At 56.8% G+C, this 17,576-nt stretch carries 15 protein-coding genes; 6 read left to right on the forward strand and 9 right to left on the reverse strand.

What is annotated here, in order from left to right; genetic code table 11:
- The first annotated feature begins 109 nt into the window (after nucleotides 1-109).
- On the forward strand, nucleotides 110-964 hold the full coding sequence (locus ELY38_RS01855) for an SDR family oxidoreductase (protein ID WP_127059814.1): 855 nt from the start codon (nucleotides 110-112) through the stop codon (nucleotides 962-964).
- Between the two features lie 85 nt (nucleotides 965-1,049).
- On the opposite strand, the gene argA is transcribed toward ELY38_RS01855, so the two are convergent.
- From argA to ELY38_RS01870, 3 genes are all read right to left on the reverse strand, one after another.
- Complete coding sequence (gene argA / locus ELY38_RS01860; protein WP_127059815.1) at nucleotides 1,050-2,366, reverse strand: amino-acid N-acetyltransferase; 1,317 nt, start codon at nucleotides 2,364-2,366, stop codon at nucleotides 1,050-1,052.
- A gap of 189 nt (nucleotides 2,367-2,555) precedes the next feature.
- Nucleotides 2,556-3,821 carry an inorganic phosphate transporter gene (locus tag ELY38_RS01865; protein WP_127059816.1) on the reverse strand — a complete coding sequence of 422 codons (1,266 nt, stop codon included), beginning with the start codon at nucleotides 3,819-3,821 and terminating at the stop codon, nucleotides 2,556-2,558.
- Between the two features lie 9 nt (nucleotides 3,822-3,830).
- On the reverse strand, nucleotides 3,831-4,511 hold the full coding sequence (locus tag ELY38_RS01870) for a TIGR00153 family protein (protein ID WP_127060137.1): 681 nt from the start codon (nucleotides 4,509-4,511) through the stop codon (nucleotides 3,831-3,833).
- 138 nt (nucleotides 4,512-4,649) lie between these two features.
- On the opposite strand from ELY38_RS01870, the gene ELY38_RS01875 reads away from it, so the two are divergent.
- Both ELY38_RS01875 and ELY38_RS01880 read left to right on the forward strand, forming a co-directional pair.
- Nucleotides 4,650-5,537 (forward strand): CYTH domain-containing protein, encoded by an 888-nt coding sequence (locus ELY38_RS01875; protein ID WP_127059817.1) that lies wholly within the window; start codon nucleotides 4,650-4,652, stop codon nucleotides 5,535-5,537.
- Nucleotides 5,538-5,620: 83 nt separating this feature from the next.
- A complete protein-coding gene (locus ELY38_RS01880) occupies nucleotides 5,621-6,508 on the forward strand; it encodes an ion transporter (protein ID WP_127059818.1) in 888 nt (295 codons plus the stop codon).
- On the opposite strand, the gene ELY38_RS01885 is transcribed toward ELY38_RS01880, so the two are convergent.
- On the reverse strand, nucleotides 6,505-7,128 hold the full coding sequence (locus ELY38_RS01885) for an L-threonylcarbamoyladenylate synthase (RefSeq protein WP_127059819.1): 624 nt from the start codon (nucleotides 7,126-7,128) through the stop codon (nucleotides 6,505-6,507). The two genes, ELY38_RS01880 and ELY38_RS01885, sit on opposite strands and share 4 nt — an antisense overlap.
- Nucleotides 7,129-7,196: 68 nt before the next feature.
- The gene (locus ELY38_RS01890; RefSeq protein WP_127059820.1) at nucleotides 7,197-8,135 is read right to left on the reverse strand and encodes a PHP domain-containing protein; all 939 of its coding nucleotides are present in this window, start codon (nucleotides 8,133-8,135) and stop codon (nucleotides 7,197-7,199) included.
- 167 nt (nucleotides 8,136-8,302) lie between these two features.
- On the opposite strand from ELY38_RS01890, the gene ELY38_RS01895 reads away from it, so the two are divergent.
- Nucleotides 8,303-8,602, forward strand: coding sequence for a YciI family protein (locus ELY38_RS01895; RefSeq protein ID WP_127059821.1), 300 nt, complete (start codon nucleotides 8,303-8,305; stop codon nucleotides 8,600-8,602).
- Nucleotides 8,603-8,758: 156 nt separating this feature from the next.
- Complete coding sequence (mnmC, locus tag ELY38_RS01900) at nucleotides 8,759-10,756, forward strand: bifunctional tRNA (5-methylaminomethyl-2-thiouridine)(34)-methyltransferase MnmC2/FAD-dependent 5-carboxymethylaminomethyl-2-thiouridine(34) oxidoreductase MnmC1 (RefSeq protein ID WP_127059822.1); 1,998 nt, start codon at nucleotides 8,759-8,761, stop codon at nucleotides 10,754-10,756.
- On the opposite strand, the gene ELY38_RS01905 is transcribed toward mnmC, so the two are convergent.
- The 4 genes from ELY38_RS01905 to ELY38_RS01920 form a co-directional block, all read right to left on the reverse strand.
- On the reverse strand, nucleotides 10,750-11,022 hold the full coding sequence (locus ELY38_RS01905; protein ID WP_126950543.1) for a YheU family protein: 273 nt from the start codon (nucleotides 11,020-11,022) through the stop codon (nucleotides 10,750-10,752). The two genes, mnmC and ELY38_RS01905, sit on opposite strands and share 7 nt — an antisense overlap.
- Entirely contained in the window at nucleotides 11,019-13,055 is a 2,037-nt protein-coding gene (gene ligA / locus ELY38_RS01910) for an NAD-dependent DNA ligase LigA (protein WP_127059823.1), read from the reverse strand. The genes ELY38_RS01905 and ligA overlap by 4 nt, the downstream gene beginning before the upstream one ends.
- Nucleotides 13,056-13,163: 108 nt before the next feature.
- A complete protein-coding gene (zipA, locus tag ELY38_RS01915) occupies nucleotides 13,164-14,960 on the reverse strand; it encodes a cell division protein ZipA (RefSeq protein WP_127059824.1) in 1,797 nt (598 codons plus the stop codon).
- Between the two features lie 460 nt (nucleotides 14,961-15,420).
- Nucleotides 15,421-16,296 carry a LysR family transcriptional regulator gene (locus ELY38_RS01920; RefSeq protein ID WP_127059825.1) on the reverse strand — a complete coding sequence of 292 codons (876 nt, stop codon included), beginning with the start codon at nucleotides 16,294-16,296 and terminating at the stop codon, nucleotides 15,421-15,423.
- A 109-nt stretch (nucleotides 16,297-16,405) separates the two neighbouring features.
- Here ELY38_RS01920 and ELY38_RS01925 point away from each other — a divergent pair, with 109 nt between their 5' ends.
- The gene (locus ELY38_RS01925) at nucleotides 16,406-17,575 is read left to right on the forward strand and encodes a mandelate racemase/muconate lactonizing enzyme family protein (RefSeq protein ID WP_127059826.1); all 1,170 of its coding nucleotides are present in this window, start codon (nucleotides 16,406-16,408) and stop codon (nucleotides 17,573-17,575) included.
- The last annotated feature ends 1 nt before the right edge of the window (nucleotide 17,576 follow it).

Raw genomic sequence — 17,576 nt, forward strand, 5'->3', positions numbered from 1 at the left:
AAAAATCAGCGATTACTAACGCCTGGTTTTGGCCCTCTCTGCCATCGTAAGCTAGGGTAAATAAGGGTGAAAAGTGAAGGATTAACGTGCCAACAAGGAGTCAATGCACATGAGTGAGCAGAAGCAGCCACCCCAGCATCAGGAACAACAGCCAGGCGATGAGCATGAAATGCGCCCCGAGCCTGAATTTATCCGCGATAGCTACAAAGGCACCCAGAAGCTTTTGGACAAGGTCGCCATTATTACCGGCGGTGATAGCGGCATTGGTCGTGCCGTTGCGGTGCATTACGCCCGCGAAGGCGCTGATAGCGTTATTGTTCATCTGGAAGAGGATAAAGACGCCGAGGACACCAAAGCGCTGGTAGAAGCCGAAGGCCGCCGTTGCCTGGTGCTAAAGGGTGATGTAGGCGAACCTGCATTTTGCCGCGAGGTGGTGCAAAAGACCCTGGACCACTTCGGCAAGCTCAACATTGTAGTCAACAATGCCGCCGAGCAGTACGACTGGGACGACCTAACCGAGATCCCCGATGAGCAGATAATGCGCACCTTCCAGACCAATATCTTCAGTCACTTCTATTTGACGAAAGCCGCGCTGCCGCATTTGCAAAAGGGCGATACCATCATTGAGACGTCCTCTATCAATGCCTTCAAAGGCAACGATACGTTGATTGATTACAGCGCCACCAAAGGTGCTATACAGGGCTTTATGCGCTCAATGGCAATGTCGTTGATGGATCGCGGTATTCGCGTTAACGCCGTGGCCCCAGGCCCGGTTTGGACACCGCTGATTCCAGCAAGCTTTGACGATGAGAAAGTGGCCTCGTTTGGCGGCCAGGTGCCCATGAAGCGCGCTGGGCAACCCAGCGAAATGGGGCCCGCCTACGTGTATCTGGCAAGCGAAGAGTCATCGTATATGACCGGCCAGACACTGCACCTTAACGGCGGGGTTATTTTAAATACGTGATTGGTGATGGGGCGGCATTGCCGCCCCCTTTTGATACCCGTCTCTTTCCTTACCCCTTACCTTACCCGCCACATTTGCCTCGCCGTTATCCTGCCAGGTTTTTCACTAGCACCTTGGATTTACGCGCGTGGTTATAAGCTTCCCGTTTTAAGGGCGGCAAATCCTCAAAGCTTGCCGGGCGGAAGCCGTGTTCCACAAACCAGTGGGCGGTATGAGTAGTAAGTACAAAGATATCGGTCAGGCCGCGCTTGCGAGCGCGGCGTTCCAACGCTTCGACCAATCGCTCGCCCCGCTCACCGCCCCGATAATTACCATGCACCGCCACGCAGGCAAGTTCGGCAATCGTAGCATCAGGATAGAGATGCAACGCCGCACAGCCGATGACCATGCCGTCACGCTCGATAACCATATAGTCATCAATTTCATGCTCCAGGCGTTCACGGGAGCGGGCCACCAGCATGCCACGACGTTCCAGCGGCTCCAGAAGCTCAAGTAGGCCAGCGATATCATTCAGCTTGGCCGGGCGCAGCTGCTCATAGCGATGCTGGGTAATCATGGTGCCCACCCCGTCACGAGTGAACAACTCGCCCAGCAACGCGTCGTGGTTACGCCATGAAAGCAGGTGCGTGCGGGCCACCCCTTCAAGGGCTGCGTTGCAGGCCGCCTGAAGATGCCGGGCAAGCTCACTACCCGGCTGGGCACTCTCCAGCCGAGGTTCGGCTTCGGCTGGTGTCAGCTGGCGCAAAAGCTCGCCTTCTTCATCTGCCAAACCTTCCGATTCACCCAGCAGTATCAGCTTGTCAGCTTTTAGCGCAACGGCGGCGTGCTGGGCAACTTCCGAGGCATCCAGGTCAAACACTTCGCCCGTGCTTGAAAACCCCAGCGGCGGTAGAAGCACTAAAGAGCCTTTTTCCAGCAGCCCCTCAATGGCGCTGGCCCGCACCCGGCGCACTTCACCGCTGTGGTCAAAATCGATCCCCTCACGCACGCCCAAGGGCTTGGCGGTAACCAGATTGCCGGAAATCACGCTTAGCTCAACACCATGCAACGGCGTGCTGGGCAGGCCGAGCGATAGCCGCGCCTCCAGCCACAGGCGCTGGTGCGCCGCCACCTGCTCTACGTGGGCCATCACTGCGCGGTCGGCCACCCATTTCCCGTTAACCCGGGTGGGCTCAACATTGGCATTGGTAAGGGCCTCTTGCACTTGGGGGCGCGTACCAAATACCACGACCAACCGTACACCCAAGGTATGCAACAGCGCCAAGTCCTGCACTAGCTGCTCCCCGCGGCCCGACGCCATGGCTTCGCCCTCAATCAGAATGACGAAAGTTCGCCCCCGGTGCGCGTTGATGTAGGGGGATGCATTACGAAACCAGTCAACAAAAGGGAAGTGCTTGTCCAAGGCCGCTCTCCGGCAGCAGGTGAAAGAAGAAAACAGGCGTGTATAAAACTGTGCGAGCTACTTTACCAGAGCATAAAAAACAGCGGCACCTTCAATCGCTATTTGCTATTGCAAATCTGCATGAAGATGCCGCTGTCCGGTCAGACTTTTAAGCCAACTTTTTAAGTCTGTGCGTAGCTATGTGAGTCGTTACCCAAACATGCCTTTGAACATAAAGAAGAACAGAATCGCCAAACCGGCACCGGCTGGCAGGGTGATCAGCCACGACATGGCAATGGTGCCAATCACACGCAGGTTAAGCGCCGCCATACCGCGGGCTAAACCAACGCCCAGAACCGCCCCCACCAGGGTGTGGGTGGTGGAGATAGGCAAGCCGGTACCCGATGCCAACACCACCGTGGTTGCCGCGGCCAAAGTGGCCGCAAAGCCACGGCTAGGCGTCAGCTCGGTAATGCCGGTACCTACCGTCGCGATGACTTTATGGCCGTAGGTAACAAGACCCACGACAATACCGCCGCCGCCCAGTACCAGTACCCACCAGGGCACCAGCGCAGACGCTTCGATTTCACCACCGGTTTGCACCACGCTGATCACCGCTGCCAGTGGGCCGACCGCGTTAGCAACGTCGTTAGAGCCGTGCGCAAAGGCCATGGCACAGGCGGTGAAGATCATCAGCACGCCGAAGACTCGCTCCACGTTGGCGTAACCAAAGTGGTCATTGGCGTTCTTTTCGAACTTGATACGGCGCTGCATCAGTACGCCAATACCCATAATGACCAAGCCAACTAGAATTGAAAACAGTAGGCTTTGGTTAAAGGTCAGATCCAGCCCAACATGGGAGAGACCCTTCGTTAGCGTGACCATCGCCACGATAAAGCCCACCAGGAACACATAGCCCGGCACGTAGCGCTTGGCTGCCGTAAACGGGTTGTCGTTTTCAAAAATCAGGTGGTGAACCGATTTAAACAACACAAAGCCGATGGTACCGGCCAGCAGCGGGGAAACGACCCAGCTTGCGGCAATGGTCGTCACGGCGCTCCAATCCACGGTAGAAGCCCCCAGGCCTGCCACCGCGAAACCCACAATCGCACCTACAATGGAGTGCGTGGTGGAAACGGGCCAACCTTTCATGGAGGCCACCAACAGCCAGGTACCGGCTGCCAGCAACGCGGCTAACATACCGTATACCAGCAGTTGCGGGTCATCCTGCAGCAGTTCCGGGTCGATGATGCCTTTACGGATGGTGTTAGTAACTTCCCCCCCGGCCAACCATGCACCTAAGAACTCAAAGACAACCGCAATAAGGATCGCCTGTTTGATGGTGATCGCTTTCGACCCCACCGAGGTTCCCATGGCGTTCGCAACGTCGTTTGCACCAACGCCCCACGCCATAAAGAAGCCGAATACACAGGCCAGAATGATAAAAATGTCACCGTGCTGGGCAATAATCTGCATGAGGTCCCCTTAGCGTGCGGTCAAAATCTGCAGGCGGCTGCCCACGCGTTCAGCGCGGTCAGAGACTTCACCGACCCACTCGATGATCTTGTAGAGGAAGATCACATCTACCGGCGGCAGCTGGCTTTCAAGCTGAAACAGCTGGCGACGAATCGCCACTTGCTGAGCATCCGCTTGATGTTCAAAGTTATGCAGTTCGCGGATCATGTTGTGGATAACATCGGAGACGTGACGGCCAAAGCCGGACTCCAGAAGCTCCATGAGCTCCTCAAGCGCCTGGCGCGCCTGGGCGACACACGCCACACTGGTAGCCATGTAATCCCGCATGGGATCGGCAAGTTCATCCGGCACGCGCATTTTACGCCCCAGCATAATGCCGGTTATGTCGCGAACCTTATTGGCTATTTTGTCCTGAACGCTGATCAAATCCAGCAGATCAGTCCGGGAAACCGGTAAGAACATGGTGTTGGGCAGGTTGAGCCGCAGCTCCGTTTTAAGCACATCCGCCTCGTGCTCTAAACGGGTCACGTTTTCACGCAGCTCAGTTGCTTTGTCCCAGTCACCTGCAAGGGACGCTTCAAAAAACGGCAACAGCTGATCGGCGCATTCATTGGCCTTGACGATGTGGGCCAGCAACGGCTGGAATGGCGAGCGGCCAAACATCGCAGAAAAAGGGTTGGAGGTAACCATAGAGCCTTTTAGCCTGTTTTCGGGGGAGCCTGGAAATGGCGACGCCAGTATAAAGAGTGCGCTCGCCGTCGTCATGAAAAGTTCATATTGGTCTAAAAAATTTCACACACACTTCATCACCTAAGGGTGGCTATTGTCATGAAAAATGCAACTCCTATTGAAGTAGAGTTAAAACTTGCGCTGGCACCGTCAAGCATTGAAGCGCTGGAACGCCACCCATTGCTCGCAGCGAAGCCACCATTAACCCAGGAGTTAGCCAATACCTACTTTGATACGCCTACGAATGCTTTAGCCAGTGCCCGGGTCGCCCTTCGCCTTCGCAAGGTAGATGGCCGCGTACTGCAAACGGTAAAAACCGCAGGCCAAGGCGGCGGCGGATTATCCAGCCGTCAGGAGTGGGAGTGGCCCGTGACCCATGACGAGCTTGATCAACAGGGCTTGGCCGCCCTGCCCCCGTTCAAGGGCGAGCTGGCCGGGCAGATAGCTTCGCTAACGCCAGCCCTGCGTACCGACTTCATCCGGCGCAGTTGGCAGCTTGACTGGCAGGGCAGCCATATTGAGCTAGTGCTGGATAAAGGCGAAATTGAAAGCGGCGCGTACACCACGCCTATTTGTGAGGTAGAGCTTGAGTTGAAGAACGGCGCGCCAGAAGCCCTTTGGTCACTGGCCATGGCGCTTGCCGAGAAAGTCCCGCTGCGCCCATCGGATAGCAGTAAGGCTACCCGAGGTGGAGCACTACGTGCCCAGCAGTGGCCGCTGCCAGAAGCACACTCACCCGCGCAGTGGTTGCATCGCGCCACGCTCGCGCTGGACGCTTTTCACGACAGCCAAGCACCGGAGCATCTGCAAAGCGCTCGCGATGCCTTGCAACAGCTGGCAGAGCACCCGGCACTGCCTGGCGACCTCAAGGAACTGGCGAGTGCCCTGCCCCAGACGTTGGATGCCAACGGTCATCCCAGCCTCGCCTATGGCGTTACGCTATTAACACTTTCCCATCGTTTGGCGCTGCAAAGCGCGCTAAGCTAGTCTTGCTATTAAAAATATTAATGCTGATAACGCGCTTACCTGCCTTTTACGGGTAAGTGTTTTTTCATTTTGCCGGAACCGCCATGAGTTTTCATCTGACCCCCGCTGCTGAAGGGCTTCGTACGCAGCTATTTCATATTATTTTTGAATCCGATACGCCAGCGGCCAAAGGGTTTGATATTGCGCTGATCGTCATGATCCTAGGCAGCGTGGCGGTAATTCTGCTGGGCAGCGTGCAGGCTATTTCTCAAGAGTACGGCTGGCTTTTTTATTACATTGAATGGGCATTTACGGTGCTGTTTACCGTGGAGCTTGCGGTACGCATCTATTGCCTTGAACGCCCGACCATCTACTTGAAAAGCTTTTATGGCGTGGTGGACATGATCTCCATTCTGCCTGCCTGGCTTGTGCTGCTGGTACCCGGTTTTCATGCGCTGGTGATTATTCGCATTCTGCGCGTGTTGCGTATTTTCCGCATTCTGCGGCTGATGGAGTTTGTGGGTGAAGGGCGTCTGCTCATTGATGCGCTAAAGCGCAGCGTACGTCAGGTGCTACTGTTCTTTTGCAGTATTTTCATGGTTGTCACCATGTTTGCAGCTCTCATGTACACCATTGAGTCGCCGGAAACCGGATTCACCAGCATTCCCATGTCAATTTACTGGGCAGTGGTCAGCGTAACTACGGTTGGGTATGGCGATATCGTGCCGGGCACGCCGCTTGGCAAGACCATTACCGTGGTACTGATGCTGATTGGTTACTCGATTATCGCGGTGCCCACAGGCATATTCTCTGCTCAGGTTATCCGCTCCATTCGCGAAGACCGTTATTCCGAAGAGGCGTGCCCTGGCTGTGGCCATGACCGCCACGAAAAGCGTGCCCGCTATTGCCTGCGCTGTGGTACCTGGCTGGATGAAACCAGTGAGGATCCGCGTAAAGAGAAGCAGGAAGCCTCACCAGATAAACCCGACTAGCTGGTAAACGGCGCAATATCACCGCGTCCTTCACGCACAACCTTGGGCGGAAGCTCACGTAAGTCAATCACGCTGGTGGGGTCGAGATGACAGGCCCCTCCATCGATAATCAAATCCAGGTGCGCGCCAAAACGTTCGCGAATCTCTTCAGGGTCGCTCATGGGCAGCACCTCACCCACCGGAATCAGCGTCACGCTCATCAGCGGCTCGCCCAGTGCCTCAAGCAGCGCATGGGTAATCCGGTGATCGGGTACGCGCACGCCAATCGAGCGGCGCTTGGGATGCAAAAGCAGGCGCGGCACTTCCGTGGTGGCATCCAGGATGTAGGTATATGGCCCCGGCGTATGCGCTTTCAGCAGCCGGAAAACGGCGTTATCCACCTTGGCGTAGGTGCCAATTTCAGATAGATCGGAACATACCAGCGTAAAATTATGCTTATCGTCCAGCGAGCGCAGCCATTTAATCTTCTCGATGGCCTTTTTCTCGCCCAGATGGCAACCCAGCGCATAGCCTGAATCAGTTGGGTAAGCCACGACGCCGCCTTTGCGAATAATCTCGATGGCCTGATCGATCAGGCGCTTTTGCGGATTCTCTGGATGTATCTGGAAATACTGGCTCATTGTCTGCTCCTGCCCGTGGGTGCGTTTCAGTCCATTGGGATGTTCACGTACTTACTCCATACGTTTACTCATACCATAGCTGACCCGGCGGCTAATGGCCCAGGCGGCGCATCACGCAAATGTAAAAGGCGGGGATGCTGCCAGATGGGCGGCGCGGCCGTACGCGGCACCATACTCATGCTGCCAGGTGCTGCGTGGCTACCGGGGAAGTGAAAATCGCTTCCCAGCGAAGCGTAAAGCCCGCGCTCGACCAATTGGCGGGCAAGGTCTCGCGTGCTGTCGGGGTTTTGTTGACCGCTGACCAGCTCAACGCCCTCGCCACCTGCGGCCTGGAAGGTATCCATTAAAAGCCCGCGCTTGCGCCGGGTCAGTCCGTAGCGCAAGGGGTGCGCGATCACCGCCACCCCGCCGGATGCCACTATCCACTCTACAACCTCGCTTATTTCCGGCCAGTGGGCTTTTACATCGCCTTTCTTGCCGCTGCCCAGGTAGCGCTTGAACGCCGTGGCCCAGTCGGCCACCAGCCCTTCGGCTACCAGGGCACGGGCAAAATCGGGTCGGCCAAGCGGGCGGTCGCTACCGGCCTGCTGGCGGGCTTTTTCCAGAGCGTCTTCAAGGCCCAGCTTTTCCAGGCGCTGGGCAATCACCTCGGCACGCTGAATACGCGCATGGCGCTGGCGCTCAAGCCCATCGACCATCGGGCCCTGCAGCCCGCCGGGCATGAGTGCCACCACATGAATATTGATGCCCTGCCAACGGGTAGATAACTCACTGCCGGGCACCAGGCAAAGCCCCGCCTGCCTGGCGGCCTGCCCGGCCTCTTCAATGCCGTCCATGGTGTCGTGGTCAGTCAGCGCCATGTGGGTAAGGCCACGCTCGGCACATAGAGACACCAGATCAGAAGGCGTCATGGCACCATCAGATGCCGTTGAGTGCATGTGCAGATCAACCGGGTAGCGCTGGTCGGCATCGAACACCGCCGGAAGTAACGTTGGAAATAGAGGCATGGACATGACGCCGTGTAGCGAGTTTGTCAGAATAGGAACGTCGTACACGAACAGTCATAATGCTGCGTGTGGGACAGTTTGCAAATGCTCGCCATGGTGCGCGCTTATGCGGGTGCGGTCAATGCCGCGTAAGACGCCTTATCGTATGCTTTTAAGGAGTTATCCCCATGCTCTACGCAATTATAAGTGAAGATGTAGCCAACAGTCTGGAGCGCCGTATGACCGCCCGCCCAGATCACCTGGCGCGTATTGAAACCCTACGCGATGAAGGTCGTTTGGTATTAGCTGGCCCTCACCCCGCCGTTGATACGGAAAACCCGGGGGACGCAGGTTTCAGCGGCAGTTTGATTGTCGCTGAATTTGACAGTTTGGAAGCCGCGCAGAGCTGGGCAGACGCCGACCCATACATCATTGCAGGCGTCTATGCCAAGGTAATTGTTAAGCCGTTCAAGAAAGTTTTACCTTGACCGAAAGGGGCGACTATGGAGGGTCGGTCGGCTTTTTCACAGAGCCTGTGGAAAACTCTGTGCAAACCCAGCGGACGCTTTGCGCAAAGCCAGAGATAGCGCCCCCGTTAACAAATTGTCTATTTTTTAACCACCTTCATCACCACGGATATCCGCGTGACCAAGCGCTCTACTGCTTTGCCCCCATTAACGGCGTTAAGCGCGCCCTCACTCACTTGGAGCGACACTTCACCGCACTCTGATGCCTTTGATGACGTGTACTTTTCCCGTGAGGGCGGGCGCGCTGAAACCGAGCACGTTTTCTTGAATACCAACCGCTTGCCTGAGAGGTTTGCCGCCTGGGAAAGCACGCGAGCCTTTGTGATCGGGGAAACCGGCTTTGGTACAGGGCTGAATATGCTATGTGCCTGGGCCTGCTTTGAACAGCACGCCCCCGCCGGGGCGCGACTGCATCTGTTATCCACAGAAAAGTACCCGTTGGACCAGGCCTCCCTTGAACGAGCTCTGTGCGCCTGGCCTTCGCTTGCCAGTTATTCACAGGTGCTGTGCGCGCAGTGGCCCGCGCCGGTGAGTGGGGTACACCGCCTGCACCTGAGTGATCGCGTGACGCTGGATCTGCATTATGGTGATACCACCGAGCGCTTGGCGCTTTTAGATGGACAGGTAGATGCCTGGTTTCTGGACGGCTTTGCTCCCTCCAAAAACCCCCAGATGTGGCAACCCGAGCTGTTTGAAGCCATGGCGGCGCGCTCGCGCCCAGGCGCCACCTTTGCCACGTTCACCTGCGCGGGGATCGTCAAGCGGGGCTTGAAAGCGGCAGGGTTTGCCTGGAAAAAGGTGCCGGGTTGTGGGCGTAAGCGCGAAATACTCGCCGGCATGATTGAAACACCACCTGCCGACACGCGCCGCGCATCCACGCCCTGGTTTACGCCGCCTGCCCCTCTCCCGGCCCAGCATGTGGCGGTCATCGGTGCGGGCATTGCCGGTGGCTGCGTAGCGGCGGCCCTTGCCAAGCGTGGCATCAAGGTCAGCGTAATTGAGCGTGACGGCCCCGGCGCTGGTGCTTCGGGCAATCGTCAAGGGGCACTTTATGTAAAGCTGGCCGCCGAGACCAACCATCAGAGCCGGTTCTACCTCTCCGGTTTGCTGTACAGCCAGCGCTGGCTGAGCCAGCTGGATTCGGCTGAGCTATGGCAGCCCTGCGGCGTGGTGCAGCTGGCAACAAGCGCGAAAGAAGCCAACCGCCAGCAGCGCTTTAGCGAGCAGCATTCGCTACCCGAAAGCGTGGTTTCCCCCTTAACCCAGAACTTGAGCGAAACGGCAGGGGCCACCATTGAGGCTGAGCATGGCCTCTTTTATCCACAAGCAGGCTGGGTACGCCCTAAGGCTCTCTGTGAGCACTTGCTGAGCAAGCCAAATATTACTCTTGAGCAGGGTAACGTTACGCGCCTTGATCGTGAAAACGGTGCCTGGCAGCTGCAGCTGGAGGATGGCCGTACGATAAAGGCCGACCAGGTGGTGATTGCGAACGCTCACTACGCCAACGCGTTTGCTCAGACGGCAAACCTGCCTCTGCAGCAGGTGCGCGGTCAGGTAAGTGAAGTGGCATTGCCTGACCATATACAAGGCCCCCAGCGGGTGGTATGTGCCGGTGGCTATGTGTCGCCGGCGATTGAAGGCGTGCTTACCTTTGGCGCAAGCTTTGTGCCCAATAGCGCCAATACCGACGTAACGGCGGAGGATCATCAGCGCAATGTGGATGAACTGCGCCAGACCCTCCCCGCGCTAGTAGCCGCGCTTGAAGAGGCAGGCACGCCTTTGACACCGCAAACACTAAAAGGCCGCGCGGCCGTGCGCGCGGCAAGCCCCGATAAAACGCCCTATGCAGGCCCGGTGTCTAATGCACCTGCCTGGAAGGCGGATTATGCGTTGCTCAGCAAGGATGCATCAAAGGTGCCGGATGTGCCCGGCGAGCATTACCCGGGGCTTTGGATATCCACCGCCCACGGTTCCCGCGGGCTTTCAAGCGCCCCGCTGTGCGCCGAGCTGATTGCCTCACGGCTGTGTGACGACCCCATGCCTCTGGAAGCACCGCTGGTCGACCACCTTCACCCGGGGCGGCGTATTATCAGCTCAATCATTCGCGCTCAGTAGTCGCCCTCTTCCTCATCGTCAGCCAGATCCCGACCGAAGGAACGCCACTGGGCAAGGGTCATTACTTCGGTCATCTCAAGTTTGAGGTCATGGGCGATGATCAGCTCGCTGCGCGCCAGCTGCTTTTTAAGCTCTTCCACCCACCCAGCCATGCCCTCGCCGGTATCGGTGGTGTCATACCCCTGGCGGGTAACAAACGCCTCCAGCAGCGCATTAAGCGTTTCCGGGGGCAGCATGCGGGCAGGTACTTCGATAAAACGGCTCATTGGCTTTGCTCCCACTGGGTCAGGCGTTCAATAAAGGTCGCTTCATCCACTACCTCAACGCCTAGCTGTTCGGCCTTGGTCAGCTTGCTGCCGGCGGCTTCACCGGCCACCAGGGCCGTGGTCTTTTTCGAAACGCTGCCCGCCACCTTGGCGCCCAGCGCCTGCAGCCGGGCCTTGCCTTCGTCCCGGGTCATACTTTCCATGGCGCCGGTAAGCACCCAGGTTTGGCCCTCAAGTGGCGTGGGGCCTTGCGTCACTTCCGCCTCTTCCCAGGTCACGCCGGCCTTGATCAGATCGGCAATGGTGTCTTGGTTATGCGGCTGCTGGAAAAACGTGTGCACGTGGGCGGCAACAATCGGGCCTACATCATTGACCGCCTCGAGCGCGCTCTGTTCGGCCGCCTGAAGCGCTTGCAGCGTGCCAAAGTGGCGAGCTAAATTGGCGGCCGTGGCTTCGCCTACCTCACGAATGCCCAGTGCATAGATAAACCTGGCAAGGGTGGTGTGCTTGGCAGCCTCAAGAGCATTGACCAGGTTGACCGAGGACTTCTCTCCCATACGCGGTAGTTCCTGCAGCTGCGCGACGCTCAGGCCAAAAAGGTCAGCCGGCGTTTTTACCCAGTCAAGCTCGACCAGTTGATCGATCAGCTTGACGCCCAGGCCATCTACATCCAGTGCCTTACGGCTGGCAAAGTGCTTGAGCGCCTCTTTACGCTGGGCGGGACAAAAAAGCCCGCCCGAGCAGCGCGCCACCGCTTCGCCCTCAAGGCGCTCAATATCCGAGCCACACACCGGGCAGTGTTCAGGAAATACGATCGTCCGGGCGTCCGCCGGGCGTTTTTCCTTGTCCACCCGAACCACCTGAGGAATGACATCGCCTGCACGACGGATCGCGATCGTATCGCCAATCATCACGCCCAGGCGGATAATTTCATCGGCGTTGTGCAGCGTGGCATTGGAAACCGTCACGCCCGCCACCGAGACGGGCTCAAGCCGGGCTACCGGGGTAATTGCTCCCGTACGGCCTACCTGGAACTCGACGTCGTTAAGTGTGGTGACCTCTTCCTGGGCGGGGTACTTGAATGCTGTTGCCCAGCGCGGAGCACGAGCAACAAACCCCAACTCACGCTGGTAGCGCAGCGCATTCACCTTGATGACCACGCCGTCAATATCGTAGCCCAACTGATCACGCCTCTCGCCTAACTGCTCGCAATATTCAATCACTGCCTGGGGGCCGGTTAGCACTTTTAACTCCGCGCTTGAGCGAAAGCCCAACGTAGCCAGCCGGGCCATCAGCTCGCTGTGCGTGGTGTCATTCATGTCGGGTTCGAGGCGGGCAGCCTGGTAGGCGTGAAACTCCAGCGGGCGGGTGGCGGTCACTTTAGGATCCAACTGGCGAAGGCTACCCGCCGCGGCGTTACGCGGGTTGGCAAATACCTTGCTGCCTTCTTCCCTGGCGCGCTCGTTAAGCGCTTCAAAACCCTTGTGGCGCATGATCACTTCACCGCGCACTTCCAGAAGCTCAGGGATATGCTTGCCCATCAATTTTAAAGGCACCGAGCGCAACGTGCGCAGGTTAGAGGTAATACCCTCACCGGTGCGACCATCACCTCGGGTAGCCCCGCTTATCAGCACACCCTGCTCGTACACCAACGATACCGCCGCGCCATCAAGCTTGGGCTCACAGGTAAATTCCACCTCCTCCGCTGCGCATTCAAGGCGCTCGGCAACGCGCTCGGCAAAAGCCGTAATGTCCTCGCGGCTGAACGCATTATCCAGCGAGAGCATGGGGATGGCGTGAGCCACCGAGGGAAAACCATCAGCGGGGGCAGCGCCCACCCGCTGGGTAGGCGAATCAGGCGAAACAAGCGAGGGCGTTTCGGCTTCCAGCTGCTTCAGGCGCTGCAATCGACGGTCGTAGTCGGCGTCTGATAATGTCGGCTCATCCAATACGTAGTAACGGTAGTTGGCTTCATCAAGCTCGGCGCGCAGCTGGGCAACCTCTTCCAGCAATTTGGGGTCAGGCTGACTCATTAACGTTGGTTTCCATCGTACAGGCTAAAAGCGATAATAAAAAAGGGTGTCTTTGAACAAAAACACCCGCCCTCTGCGAGAAGGCGGGTGTTTGTCCGCAAGCGCTATTTAGTGCGCGTGCATATGACGATGCAGACGGTGGCGACGCTCAAAATCATGCACTCTCTGGCGGGCAAACTCAATGGTCTGGGCCGTCATGACGCTGCGGTTTTCATCTTTCAGCTCGCCGCCCATATGGCGCACAACCACCATGGCCGTTTCCACCATGGCTTCAAAAGCTGCAGAGCTATCGACCGCTCCCGGCAATGGCATCAGGAAGGTAACCCCTGGCGTTGCAAATTCGTCCATCTCTTCAATGGGGAAGGTGCCCGGCTTGACCACGTTGATCATCGAGAACTGCAGTTCGCTGTCTGCGTTCTCGGTTTCAAAGCGATGGAAAACCCCCATCGGGCGGCTATAACGCAGCCCACAGGCCATGATCAGATCCAGGAGTTTACTGCCGTCAAAGCCTTCTGGGTCCCGGGAAAGCACGCTGATAACGATAACTTCGTCAGCGTTGGAAAGGGTTTCCTTGGCATGCTCACCAGGCACATCATGACGCAGCGCCTTTTCAAGCGTTGGATGTGCACGTACTACCGAATCCCGCGCGCTGCTGACAGGTGCTTCATCGTAGGCGCCATCGGCATAGGCATCGTCGACGTACGGATCATCCGCGTAGGCAGGCTCATCATAGCGATACTCAGGCTGGGCAGATTCGTAACGTGCTGCAGCTGCGCGCTGGGCTTCGGCAGCAAGAGCAGCGGCTTCGCGAGCTTCTGCCTGCTCTTGAGCCAGGCGGGCCTTTTCTGCTTCGGCGGCTTCTTTCGCTTCCCGACGCTGCTCGGCTTCAAGCGCCTTGCGCTCGGCTTTCAGCTTGGCCTGCGCTTCGGCGCGTTGGGCTTTTTCAGCTTTTTTACGTGCTTTCTCTTTACGCCGAATAATCAGGCGGCGTTTTAACGAGCGACCCATGCCTTCAAAATCGACCAGACGATATTCATCTACCGCATCGTCATCCAGCTCATCATACTCACCGGCCGTATCTTCACGAAGCTGGCGACGCTTGGGTGAATCCTGCTTGGCAAATACTGCATCTTCGGGTTCGGCACGCAGGACAGGATCGGCTTCCTTGCGGGTAGCGACAGTCTCAACGTGACTCTCCTTATGCACCGCCGCAGGCGCTTCATCGGCAGAGGATAGGGAGATAGACGGCTCAACAATAGCCTGTTCACCTTGGGTGGTAGTTTGAGGCGCTGCACTTGCCTGCTCAGTACGCGGCTGCTCAATGCTTACTTGCTCAATGTCTGGCTGGTCAATATCGGGCTGTTGCATACGGTCTTGGGAAGCGGCGGGCGCTTTAACCTCAGGGGTGCTCGCGGGTTCATCAGCTAGAGAGAAGCTTGGCTCTCGACGCTCTTGTTCAACCATTGGAGCTGGCCTGACGCTAGGCTTGGGAGTAGCGGTCGTTGATGGATAAGCCGGGGCAGCTTGCTGGGGCTGTGCCTGGGCAACGGGTGCCTGCTCAACAGGTGCTTTACGCTTTGGCGCGGCCTTGGCAAAAGTACGCCGAAATTCAGACAGCACGCGAGAAGCCCCCGGGTGCTCTTGGCGCTCCAACTTGGGCTTTTTACCCAACCCACTATAGTCGGCAGGCTTCACGACCCGCGCTCCACCGTTAGGCAGCTCCCAATTGATTTCTGCTTCTTTGGCCTCATCATCAAGTTCGGTAAGCTTCGCTTCGGGAAGATCTTTAACCGCTTGGTCCAGGCGGGGTACACGTCGCTGACGCTGAAGTCGCCGAACACCATCAACTACGATGAGCGATACCAGCGCCAGACCTAAAATGATTAACCACTCTCTTAGTTCCATGTCGAACATTCCATGGGTCGTCTTACCGGTTGCCAAGGCACCATGCCTGAAGATGGAAACCTTCTAGATGATAGATCATTATCACCAAACATAGCGCGGTTGCTATAAAAAGGCCTTTTTTTACCATTTTTCAGGTTATGGCCGATTTTCTAACGTTTTAACGCAGTTTTTCGACTCTAACTGCCGATAATAGTGCCGTATATTTTCATTTTAATACTGATAAGAGCAATTATTTTTACACTTAGCATGTTTACTTAAACATTTAATAAGTTTCAGCTTAAAGCTGGAACTCCTAATGCTGTATATAATACCAGCAGCTGTTTAATAGCGTTTAACACTAAGTCTGTACCATAGCACTAACCACAATTTTATAATGGTCAATATAGATAAGTTGAGCCTTTTTACACATTTTTTTGTTAATATGATTTAATTTGTTAATGTTTGTATCATTATGTAATTATCAACTAGCAAGCTTTTGCCAAAAGCTGTCAGCAAAGGCGCTCGCCAGTACCCGTGGTCGCGTCAGATGAATTTCTAACGGTATGTCCCACTGCTCACTTAACCCACGCACTAACCTTCCCTCAGCAATTTCTTGTTCTGCCAGACTTTTAGGTATCCAGGCAAGACCCTTATTTTCAAGTGCCATGGACATCAACACGGCCGCCAAATGGCTGCTAAAGTGGGGTATCCGTTGGGTAGACGGCGCATTTTCGCGAAGCCAGTGGCTGACAACACGGCCCAACCCTGAGGCATCGGTATAGGCAAGATACGGCATCGCTTCCAACGTGTGGGTACCAGCAAGCTCGCAACCCACCAATGGGATCAGCGTGTCCTCACCTACTTTGAGGCTTTCAAACTGATCGGGCGAGAGCCGGGTCGGGACCGCCACATGGCGGTGGCTGATTAGAAACTGGCTATCACCATGCAGCAGCAACTGCTCGCAGGCGGCCATGGTATCTGAATGAAGCCGTACAGCTTCCATGGGTGCGCCCTGTTCCAGCGTACGCACCCAGCGGGGAAAAAACGTGAAGGAAAGCGAGTGAGTAGCAGCAAACTGAAGGGTCTTGGCTACCTTGCCGTCAATTTCCTGAGCCTCGGCACGCAGCCGATAAAGTCGCCCTACCGCATCCACGGCGCTGGCCTGAATATGCTTGCCGGCTTCGGTCAGGGTAGTGCCTTGGGGCGTACGCATGAAAAGGCTCACACCCATCCATTGTTCAAGCGCACGAATGCGCCGACTAAACGCGGGCTGGGTAATATGCCGGGCGGCAGCGGCGCGAACAAAGCTGCCGTGTTCGGCAAGCGCGGTAAAGTCTTCAAGCCAGACGAGTTCCATTGGGCAATGCCGTTTTTGCATGGGGTGGCGAAGTAATAGCATTGGGCAGCCACGCTTGTCACGCTTAGGGTAAGCACTTAACCACTGCCTAATCACTCAGGGAGCCCCCATGCGCATTGTAGACATTCGTGAAAAGACCGTTTCAATCGCCTCGCCCATTGCCAACGCCTATATAGATTTTTCCAAGATGACCTGCTCGGTCGTCGCCGTGGTGACCGATGTGATCCGCAACGGCAAGCCGGTGATTGGCTACGGGTTTAACTCCAACGGACGCTATGGCCAGGGTGCGCTGATGCGTGACCGCTTTCTGGACAGGATTAGCGAAGCAAATCCCGATACGTTGATCGATCAAGACCGCGACAACCTGGACCCGTTTGCCATCTGGGATACCCTGATGAAAAACGAAAAGCCCGGCGGTCATGGCGAACGCTCGGTCGCGGTAGGCACCATCGACATGGCGGTTTGGGATGCGGTGGCCAAAATTGAAGGCAAGCCGCTCTACCGACTGCTTGCCGAACGCTACCGTAACGGCCAGGCCGACGATAAGGTCTGGGTCTATGCAGCTGGCGGTTACTACTATCCCGGCAAGGACCACACCAAGCTGCAGGATGAAATGCGTAGCTACCTGGAGCGTGGCTATAACGTGGTCAAGATGAAGATTGGCGCCGCCTCGCTTGATGAGGATATCCGACGCATAGAAGCCGTGCTTGAGGTGGTGGGCGATGGCAGCCGTCTGGCGGTAGATGCCAACGGGCGCTTTGATCTGGAAACGGCCATTGCCTACGCCGAGGCGCTTAAACCGTACAATCTGTTCTGGTACGAAGAAGCCGGTGACCCACTGGATTATGCACTTCAGGCGGAACTTGCCAATCACTATGAGCTGCCCATGGCCACCGGGGAAAATCTGTTTTCCCATCAGGATGCCCGCAACTTGCTGCGCCATGGAGGCATGCGCGCCGACCGCGACTTCGTGCAGTTCGATTGCGCGCTCTCCTATGGACTGGTGGAGTATATGCGCACGCTCAAGGTGATGGATGAGCTCGGCTGGTCATCACGCCGTGTCGTACCCCACGGCGGTCACCAGATGTCGCTGAATATCGCGGCAGGCCTGCATCTGGGCGGTAATGAATCCTACCCTGACGTGTTCCAGCCGTTTGGTGGCTTTGCCGACGGCATTCAGGTGGAGAATGGCTACGTCGGCCTGCCCGATATTCCCGGCGTGGGCTTTGAAGCCAAATCCAAGCTGTATGCGGTGATGCGCGAACTGGGTGAAGGCTAAA

It is taken from the genome of Vreelandella nanhaiensis (assembly GCF_003990185.1).
GTDB classification, from domain to species: domain Bacteria; phylum Pseudomonadota; class Gammaproteobacteria; order Pseudomonadales; family Halomonadaceae; genus Vreelandella; species Vreelandella nanhaiensis.

Bases quoted from the DNA above. Each gene is read 5' to 3' on its own strand.
- ELY38_RS01925 (WP_127059826.1), top strand. From the start codon at position 16,406: ATGCGCATTGTAGACATTCGTGAAAAGACCGTTTCAATCGCCTCGCCC.
- ELY38_RS01875 (WP_127059817.1), top strand. From the start codon at position 4,650: ATGAAAAATGCAACTCCTATTGAAGTAGAGTTAAAACTTGCGCTGGCA.
- ELY38_RS01870 (WP_127060137.1), bottom strand. From the start codon at position 4,511: ATGGTTACCTCCAACCCTTTTTCTGCGATGTTTGGCCGCTCGCCATTC.
- ELY38_RS01890 (WP_127059820.1), bottom strand. From the start codon at position 8,135: ATGCCTCTATTTCCAACGTTACTTCCGGCGGTGTTCGATGCCGACCAG.
- ligA (WP_127059823.1), bottom strand. From the start codon at position 13,055: ATGAGTCAGCCTGACCCCAAATTGCTGGAAGAGGTTGCCCAGCTGCGC.
- ELY38_RS01905 (WP_126950543.1), bottom strand. From the start codon at position 11,022: ATGAGCCGTTTTATCGAAGTACCTGCCCGCATGCTGCCCCCGGAAACG.
- ELY38_RS01880 (WP_127059818.1), top strand. From the start codon at position 5,621: ATGAGTTTTCATCTGACCCCCGCTGCTGAAGGGCTTCGTACGCAGCTA.
- ELY38_RS01885 (WP_127059819.1), bottom strand. From the start codon at position 7,128: ATGAGCCAGTATTTCCAGATACATCCAGAGAATCCGCAAAAGCGCCTG.
- ELY38_RS01865 (WP_127059816.1), bottom strand. From the start codon at position 3,821: ATGCAGATTATTGCCCAGCACGGTGACATTTTTATCATTCTGGCCTGT.
- ELY38_RS01855 (WP_127059814.1), top strand. From the start codon at position 110: ATGAGTGAGCAGAAGCAGCCACCCCAGCATCAGGAACAACAGCCAGGC.
- ELY38_RS01895 (WP_127059821.1), top strand. From the start codon at position 8,303: ATGCTCTACGCAATTATAAGTGAAGATGTAGCCAACAGTCTGGAGCGC.
- ELY38_RS01920 (WP_127059825.1), bottom strand. From the start codon at position 16,296: ATGGAACTCGTCTGGCTTGAAGACTTTACCGCGCTTGCCGAACACGGC.
- zipA (WP_127059824.1), bottom strand. From the start codon at position 14,960: ATGGAACTAAGAGAGTGGTTAATCATTTTAGGTCTGGCGCTGGTATCG.